Origin of the sequence: Bacillus sp. SKDU12 (assembly GCF_010093085.1) — a bacterium.
Taxonomy (GTDB): domain Bacteria; phylum Bacillota; class Bacilli; order Bacillales; family Bacillaceae; genus Bacillus; species Bacillus mexicanus.
The window spans coordinates 1-9200 of record NZ_MSRC01000005.1; the positions used below are offsets into that span (position 1 = coordinate 1).

The window sequence follows — 9200 nt, forward strand, 5'->3', positions numbered from 1 at the left end:
GCGAGCCGCTTGAACCAGCAAGGCTGGAAGCTGGAAATGAAAGATCTCTTCCAGCACCCGACGATCGAGGAGCTGACCCAATATGTGGAGCGTGCCGAAGGCAAACAGGCAGACCAAGGCCCTGTGGAAGGCGAAGTCACCCTGACGCCGATCCAGCGTTGGTTCTTTGAAAAGAACTTCACAAACAAACACCACTGGAACCAATCAGTGATGCTTCACGCCGCGAAGGGCTTTGACCCTGAACGAGTGGAAAAAACATTACAGGTGCTGATCGAACATCATGACGCACTTCGCATGGTATATCGTGAGGAGCAGGAAGATATCATTCAATACAACAGAGGACTTGAAGCCGCTTCAGCTCAATTGGAAATCATCCGGATTGAAGGCGAAGCGAAAGATCATAGCGAGCGCATAGAGAGAGAAGCGGAGCGTTTGCAAAGCAGCATCGACTTGCAGCAGGGCGGCTTATTAAAAGCTGGTTTGTTCCGAGCGGAAGACGGAGACCACTTGCTTCTTGCCATTCACCATTTAGTGGTTGACGGCGTGTCATGGCGGATTTTACTGGAGGATTTCGCCGCGGTATATACACAGCTTGAGCAAGGCAATGACCCGGTTCTCCCGCAGAAAACACACTCATTTGCAGAGTATGCAGCAAGATTGCAAGACTTCGCGAACTCCAAAGCCTTTTTGAAAGAAAAAGAGTATTGGAGACAGCTTGAAGAACAAGTTGTCGCGACAAAGCTGCCGAAAGATCGTGAATCTAGTGATCAGCGCATGAAACATACAATAGCACTCGAATTCTCACTGACTGCTGAAGAGACAGAACAGCTCACCACAAAGGTGCATGAGGCATATCACACAGAAATGAATGATATTTTGCTGACGGCATTCGGTTTGGCGATGAAGGAATGGACAGGTCAGGAGCAAGTAAGTGTTCATTTAGAGGGGCATGGACGTGAAGAAATCATAGAAGACCTGACCATTTCCCGCACAGTCGGCTGGTTTACGAGCATGTATCCGATGGTGCTCGATATGAAGCATGTGGATGATCTGGGCTACCAGCTTAAGAAAATGAAAGAAGACATTAGACATGTGCCGAATAAGGGAGTCGGATATGGCATTCTGCGCTATCTGACGGCGCCTGAACATCAAGAAGGTGTGGCGTTCTCAATTCAGCCGAATGTCAGCTTTAACTATTTAGGTCAGTTTGATGCCATGTCGGATGCAGGTTTGTTCACGAGATCAGAGCTGCCGTCAGGACAGTCGTTAAGCCCGGAAACAGAAAAGCCGAACGCGCTGGATGTTGTCGGATATATCGAAAACGGACAATTGACAATGTCACTGTCCTATCATTCTCTTGAATTTCATGACAAAACGATAAAGGCATTCAGCGACAGCTTTAAAGCCCATCTTCTCAGAATCATTGAACATTGCCTATCTCAAGATGGCACAGAGCTGACGCCGAGTGACCTTGGTGACGACGATTTGACGCTGGATGAACTGGATAAATTAATGGAAATTTTTTAATAGAGGTGGCATATGAACAAAAAATCGATTCAAAAGGTGTACGCGCTGACACCGATGCAGGAGGGAATGCTGTATCATGCAATGCTTGATCCGCATTCTTCCTCATACTTCACACAATTAGAACTTGGGATTCACGGTGCTTTTGATCTTGAAATCTTTGAGAAAAGCGTCAATGAATTGATCCGGTCATACGATATTCTCCGTACGGTATTTGTGCACCAGCAGTTGCAAAAACCGCGACAAGTCGTGTTAGCGGAACGCAAAACAAAGGTGCACTATGAGGATATCAGTCATACGGATGCAAACCGCCAGAAAGAGTACATTGAACGTTATAAACAAGATGTGCAGCGTCAAGGCTTTAACCTGGCAAAAGACATATTGTTCAAAGTGGCAGTTTTCCGTCTTGGCACAGATGAGCTGTATCTGGTCTGGAGCAATCACCATATTATGATGGACGGCTGGAGTATGGGAGTTCTCATGAAAAGCCTGTTCCAAAACTACGAAGCACTCAGAGCAGGACAGACACCTGCAAATGGACAGGGCAAGCCTTATTCCGACTACATCAAGTGGCTTGGAAAACAGGACAATGAAGAAGCAGAGAGCTACTGGAGCGAACGCTTGGCTGGTTTTGAACAGCCGAGCGTGCTCCCGGGCCGCTTGCCTGAAAAAAAAGGCGAATACGTTAACAAAGAATATTCATTTACGTGGGATGAGACGTTGGTTTCCCGCATCCAGCAAACGGCTAACCGCTTCCAAGTGACAGGGCCTAACCTGTTTCAGGCCGTTTGGGGCATCGTTCTCAGCAAATACAATTTTACGAATGATGTCGTTTTCGGCACGGTCGTATCAGGCCGGCCGTCTGAAATCAACGGAATTGAAACGATGGCAGGACTGTTCATCAATACGATTCCAGTGCGGGTAAAGGTTGAACGAGAGGCTGCTTTTGCTGATGTTTTCTCAGCGGTTCAGCAGCATGCAGTAGAGGCGGAGCGCTATGATTACGTGCCGCTCTATGAGATTCAAAAACGCTCAGATCTTGATGGCAATCTTTTAAACCATCTGGTTGCGTTTGAAAATTATCCGCTTGATCAAGAGCTTGAAAACGGCAGCATGGAAGACCGGCTCGGATTTTCCATCAAGGTAGAAAGCGCATTCGAGCAAACGAGCTTCGATTTCAACCTGATTGTGTATCCGGGGAAAACGTGGACTGTCAAAATGAAATATAACGGAGCCGCTTTTGATGCCGCTTTTATTGAACGTGCAGCGGAGCACCTTACCCGCATGATGGAAGCAGCTGTCGATCAGCCGGCCGCTTTTGTCCGTGAGTATGGGCTTGTGGCAGGTGAAGAGCAGCGGCAAATTGTCGAGATGTTTAACAGCACGAAAGCTGAACTCCCTGAAGGAATGGCTGTTCATCAAGTATTTGAAGAGCAAGCGAAACGCACGCCGGCAAGCACTGCCCTCGTATATGAAGGAGCCGAACTCACATACCGCGAACTGAATACAGCGGCTAACCGTCTGGCGAGAAAGCTCATCGAAGAAGGGCTTCAAAAAGGGGAAACGGCAGCGATTATGAACGACCGCTCGATAGAAACCGTTGTCGGCATGCTGGCTGTATTAAAAGCAGGAGCCGCCTATGTGCCGCTTGATCCGGCGCTTCCTGAGGATCGTCTTCGTTTCATGGCGGAAGACAGCTCCGTTCGGATTGCATTGTCCGGAAAGACATATACAGAACAGGCACAACAGCTGCAAGTGCCAGTTCTTGCACTGGACAGCGGTATTGAAGAGAGCGAAGCAGCTGACAATCTCAATCTGCCATCCTCCCCGTCTGATTTGGCATACATCATGTACACATCAGGTTCGACGGGCAAACCGAAAGGCGTCATGATCGAACATAAAAGCATCTTGCGCCTCGTCAAAAATGCGGGCTACGTTTCTGTTACTGAAGAAGATCGCATGGCACAAACGGGAGCTGTCAGCTTTGATGCGGGCACTTTTGAGGTGTTCGGCGCGCTGCTGAATGGCGCAGCGCTTTATCCGGTCAAAAAAGAGACACTGCTTGATGCGAAACAATTTGCGGCATTCCTGCGCGAGCAGAGAATCACGACACTGTGGCTGACGTCACCATTATTCAACCAGCTTGCCACGAAGGATGCCGGCATGTTTGGCACGTTGCGCCATTTAATCATCGGCGGAGATGCGCTTGTACCGCATATTGTCAACAAAGTAAAACAGGCATCATCATCGCTTTCCTTGTGGAACGGATACGGCCCGACAGAAAACACGACATTCTCAACAAGTTTTCTCATTGACCGTGAGTACAGCGGCACGATTCCGATCGGAAAACCTATCGGAAACTCGACTGCCTACATCATGGATGACCAGCAGCGTCTCCAGCCAATTGGCGCACCCGGAGAGCTGTGTGTTGGCGGAATCGGGGTAGCGAGAGGATATGTGAATCTTCCTGAGCTGACGGAGAAGCAATTTCTTGAAGACCCGTACAGACCGGGTGAAAGGATTTATCGCACTGGTGACTTGGCAAGATGGCTGCCGGACGGCAATATCGAATTTTTAGGCAGAATTGACAATCAAGTGAAGGTGCGCGGTTTCCGTATTGAGCTTGGCGAAATTGAAACAAAACTGAATATGGCAGAGCATGTGACAGAGGCTGCTGTGATCATCCGCAAAAACAAAGCAGATGAAAATGAAATTTGCGCGTACTTTACGGCGGATTGTGAAGTATTTGTGAGCGAGCTGAGAAAAACACTGTCCCAATCTTTGCCTGACTATATGGTTCCTGCCCATTTGATTCAAATGGACAGCCTGCCGCTTACGCCGAACGGCAAAATTAACAAAAAAGAACTGCCTGCGCCTGAATCAGAAGCCGTGCAATCAGAGTATGTAGCACCAGAGACAGAGAGTGAAAAGAAATTAGCGGAGATTTGGGAAGGAATACTTGGCGTCAAAGCAGGCGTTACTGATAACTTCTTTATGATCGGCGGTCATTCTTTGAAAGCGATGATGATGACGGCGAAAATTCAAGAGCATTTTCATAAAGAAGTACCGATTAAAGTGCTTTTTGAAAAGCCGACCATTCAAGAGCTGGCTCTGTATTTGGATGAGAATGAAAGCAAGGAGGGGCAGTCGTTTGAACCGATCAGGCAAGCACCTTATCAGCAGCATTATCCTGTATCCCCTGCCCAGCGGAGAATGTATATTCTCAATCAGCTTGGACAAACGAATACAAGCTACAACGTCCCCGCTGTACTTTTGCTGGAGGGAGCAGTAGATAAAGACCAGCTTGAAAACGCGATTCAGCAGTTAATCAACCGGCACGAGATCCTCCGTACATCGTTTAACATGATCAACGGAGAAGTTGTGCAGATTGTTCATAAAAACATATCATTCCAGCTGGAGGCTGCCAAGGGACGGGAAGAAGACGCGGAGGAAATGATCAAATCGTTCATTCAGCCGTTTGAATTAAACCGCGCACCGCTCGTCCGTTCGAAGCTTGTCCAGCTTGACGAAAAACGCCACCTGCTGCTCATTGATATGCACCATATCATTACTGACGGCAGTTCAACAGGCATATTGATCGGCGATCTTGCCAAATTGTATCAGGGTGATGATCCAGGACTTCCGCAGATTCATTATAAAGATTACGCTGTTTGGCACAAAGAACATGCTGATCATCAAAAGGATGAAGCATACTGGCTCGATACCTTTAAAGGCGAGCTGCCGATTCTTGATCTTCCGGCGGATTTTGAACGTCCTGCTGAACGGAGCTTTGCGGGAGAGCGTGTGATGTTCGGGCTTGATAAACAGATGACGGCTCAAGTCAAGTCACTCTTGGCAGAAACGGATACGACCATGTACATGTTTTTATTGGCGGCATTTAATGTGCTTCTTTCTAAGTACGCGTCACAGGACGATATCATTGTCGGCTCGCCGACTGCGGGAAGAACACATCCTGATCTGCAAAGTGTACCGGGGATGTTTGTCAACACGGTCGCACTCAGAACAGCGCCTGCCGAGGATAAAACCTTTGCGCAATACCTTGAAGAAGTCAAAACAGCAAGCCTTCAAGCCTTCGATCATCAGAGCTATCCGCTTGAGGAGCTGATTGAAAAACTTCCGCTGACAAGAGATACAAGCAGAAGTCCGCTGTTCAGCGTGATGTTCAATATGCAGAATATGGAGATTCCTTCATTGAGATTAGGAGATTTGCAGATTTCCTCCTATTCCATGCTTCATCATGTGGCGAAATTTGATCTTTCTTTGGAAGCGGTCGAACGAGAAGAAGATATCGGTCTGAGCTTTGACTATGCGACTGCCCTGTTTAAGGACGAGACGATCCGCCGCTGGAGCAGCCATTTTGTCAATATCATAAAAGCAGCCGCAGCCAATCCGAACGTTCGCTTGTCTGATGTAAACTTGCTTTCACCAGCAGAAACAGCTGCTTTGCTTGACGAAAGACATATGACACAAATTACTGAAGCAACCTTTGCGACTCTTTTCGAAAAACAGGCGCAGCAAACACCTGATTCTCCTGCGGTGAGGTATGGCGGAAATCTGCTGACCTATCGCGAGTTGGATGAACAGGCGAACCAGCTGGCGCGCTATCTTCGTGCACAAGGGGCAGGACGAGAAGACATCGCCGCCATTGTTATGGATCGGTCAGCTGAGGTTATGGTATCAATTCTTGGTGTCATGAAAGCAGGGGCGGCGTTCCTTCCGATTGATCCTGATTCGCCTGAAGAACGCATCCGCTATTCATTAGAGGACAGCGGAGCGGGAATTGCGGTCGTAAATGAAAGAAACATGACGGCGATTGGGCAATATGAAGGGACAGTCGTTAACCTTGCTGACGGTAAATGGAGAAATGAAAGCAAGGAACGCCCATCACCGATTTCCGAATCTCGCAATCTGGCTTACGTCATTTATACGTCTGGTACGACCGGGAAGCCGAAGGGCGTGCAGATCGAGCATCGCAATCTGACAAACTATGTCTCTTGGTTTCATGAGGAGGCAGGCCTGACTGATAGTGATAAGTCTGTACTGCTTTCGTCTTACGCATTCGACCTGGGCTATACGAGCATGTTCCCTGTTCTTCTGGCAGGAGGCGAGCTCCACATTGTGCCGAAAGAAACCTATACGGCGCCGGATGAAATGGGGCGCTATATCAAGGAACACGGGATCACCTATATCAAACTGACGCCGTCTCTGTTCCATACGATCGTGAACACGGCCAGCTTTACAAAAGAGCCGCACTTTGAATCCCTGCGCTTGATTGTTTTGGGAGGAGAAAAAATCATCCCGGCTGATGTTCTCGCCTTCCGCAACGTGTATGGGCATACCGGCTTTATCAATCATTACGGTCCGACTGAAGCAACCATTGGCGCCATCGCCGGACGGGTTGATTTGTCAGACCCGGACGCATTCGCGAAACGCCCGATAATCGGACGGCCGATTGCAAATGCCGGCGCGCTTGTTTTAAATGAGTCGTTAAAGCTTGTGCCTCAAGGAGCGAACGGCCAGCTTTATGTCACAGGACAGGGACTTGCAAGAGGATATCTCAACAGACCTCAGCTGACAGCCGAGCGCTTTGTTGAAAATCCATATTCACCGGGCAGCCTTATGTATAAAACCGGGGATGTTGTGCGGAGACTTTCTGACGGTACGCTTGAGTTTATCGGCAGGGCTGATGATCAGGTGAAAATCCGCGGCTACCGCATTGAGCCGAAAGAAATTGAAACGGTCATGCTCAGCCTAAACGGGATTCATGAAGCAGTTGTGCTTACGGTTTCCGAGGGCGGGCTTCAAGAGCTCTGCGCATATTACACGGCGGATCAAGCGATTGAAAAAGCAGAGCTCCGCAGCCAGCTTTCGCAAACACTGCCGGCTCATATGATTCCAGCCTTCTTTGTGCAAGTAGACGCGATTCCGCTGACGGCAAACGGGAAAACCGACAGAAACGCATTGCCGAAGCCGAATGCGGCACAATCCGGACGCACGGCCTCAGCCGCACCAGAAACAGCGCTTGAAAAGAGCCTATGCCGCATTTGGCAGAAAACGCTTGGCATAGATGGGGTCGGCATTGATGACAATTTCTTCGATCTAGGCGGCCATTCATTAAAAGGAATGATGCTCATTGCCAGCATTCAGGCTGAATTGGAGAAAAATGTACCGCTGAAAGCGCTGTTCGAACAGCCGACTGTTCGCCAGCTGGCGGCTTATATGGAGGCATCGGCAGTTTCAGGCGGCTATCATGTGCTCAAACCTGCTGACAAACAGGATACGTATCCATTGTCATCCGCGCAGAAACGGATGTATGTATTGAATCAGCTTGACCGGCAGACGATCAGCTACAACATGCCGTCTGTTCTTCTGATGGAAGGTGAGCTTGATGTTTCGCGTTTGCGCGACGCACTAAATCAGCTTGTGAATCGCCACGAGTCATTGCGAACATCCTTTACGGAAGCCGACGGGGAGCCTGTTCAGCGCATTATGGAGGAAGCGGCCATTGATCTTCACATGTTTGAAGCGGAAGAAAACGAAGCGGACTTAAAAATCAAGGAATTTATCCGGCCGTTCGACTTAACCGATGCACCGCTCATTCGTGCTGTATTGCTTCGATTAGGAGCGAAAAAACATTTGCTGCTTTTAGATATGCATCACATTATCGCAGATGGCGTATCAAGAGGCATTTTTGTAAAAGAATTAGCCATGCTTTACAAAGGAGAACAGCTGCAGGAGCCGGCGCTTCATTATAAAGATTTCGCCGTTTGGCAACATGAAGCAGAGCAAAAGGAGCGGATGAAGAAGCATGAGGCGTATTGGCTGTCGGTTCTTTCAGGGGAGCTGCCAGAGCTTGATCTCCCGCTCGATTACACTCGTCCGCCTGTGCAAAGCTTTAAAGGGGATACGGTCCGTTTCCGTACGGGAAGCGAGACGGCAAAGGCGGTAGAAAACCTGCTCGCAGAAACCGGAACGACCTTGCACATGGTGCTTCACGCTGTATTCCACGTCTTTTTAAGCAAAATTTCCGGCCAGCGGGATATCGTTATCGGCTCCGTTACTGCCGGGCGGACGAATGCAGACGTCCAAAATATGCCGGGAATGTTCGTCAATACGCTTGCCTTACGAATGGATGCGGAAGAGCAGCAAACATTTACGGAGTTTCTGGAGCAAGCGAAGCAGACGAATTTGTCAGCGCTGGAGCATCAGGAATATCCATTTGAGGACTTGGTTAACCAGCTTGATCTTCCTCGGGATATGAGCCGGAATCCATTGTTTAACGTGATGGTGACGACAGAAAACCCTGATAAAGAGCAGCTTGCATTACAAAATTTAAGCATTTCACCTTACGAATCTCATCAGGGAACGTCCAAATTTGACCTGACATTAGGCGGATTTACTGATGAAAACGGCATCGGCCTGCATCTCGAATATGCGACTGATCTGTTCTCAAAAGAAACGGCTGAAAAATGGAGCGAATACGTTCTCCGTTTACTAACGGCTGTTGCGAAAAACCCGAATCAGCCGCTTTCGAGCCTGTCACTCGTTACTGAAACAGAAAAACAAACGCTTCTTGAGGCATGGAAAGGAAAAACACTGCCTGTGCCGACAGACAAAACGGTTCATCAGCTATTCGAAGAAACGGCTCAGCGCCA

The 9200-nt window shown here is 48.7% G+C and carries 2 protein-coding genes; both read left to right on the top strand.

Translation table 11 applies throughout. From position 1 onward, the window contains the following. The coding region (locus BTW01_RS04795) for a condensation domain-containing protein (RefSeq protein WP_238391396.1) at positions 1 to 1527 on the top strand (1527 nt) is incomplete at its 5' end. A gap of 12 nt (positions 1528 to 1539) precedes the next feature. Next, a partial coding sequence (gene srfAB / locus BTW01_RS18670) for a surfactin non-ribosomal peptide synthetase SrfAB (protein WP_162101900.1) occupies positions 1540 to 9200 on the top strand: 7661 nt, incomplete at its 3' end.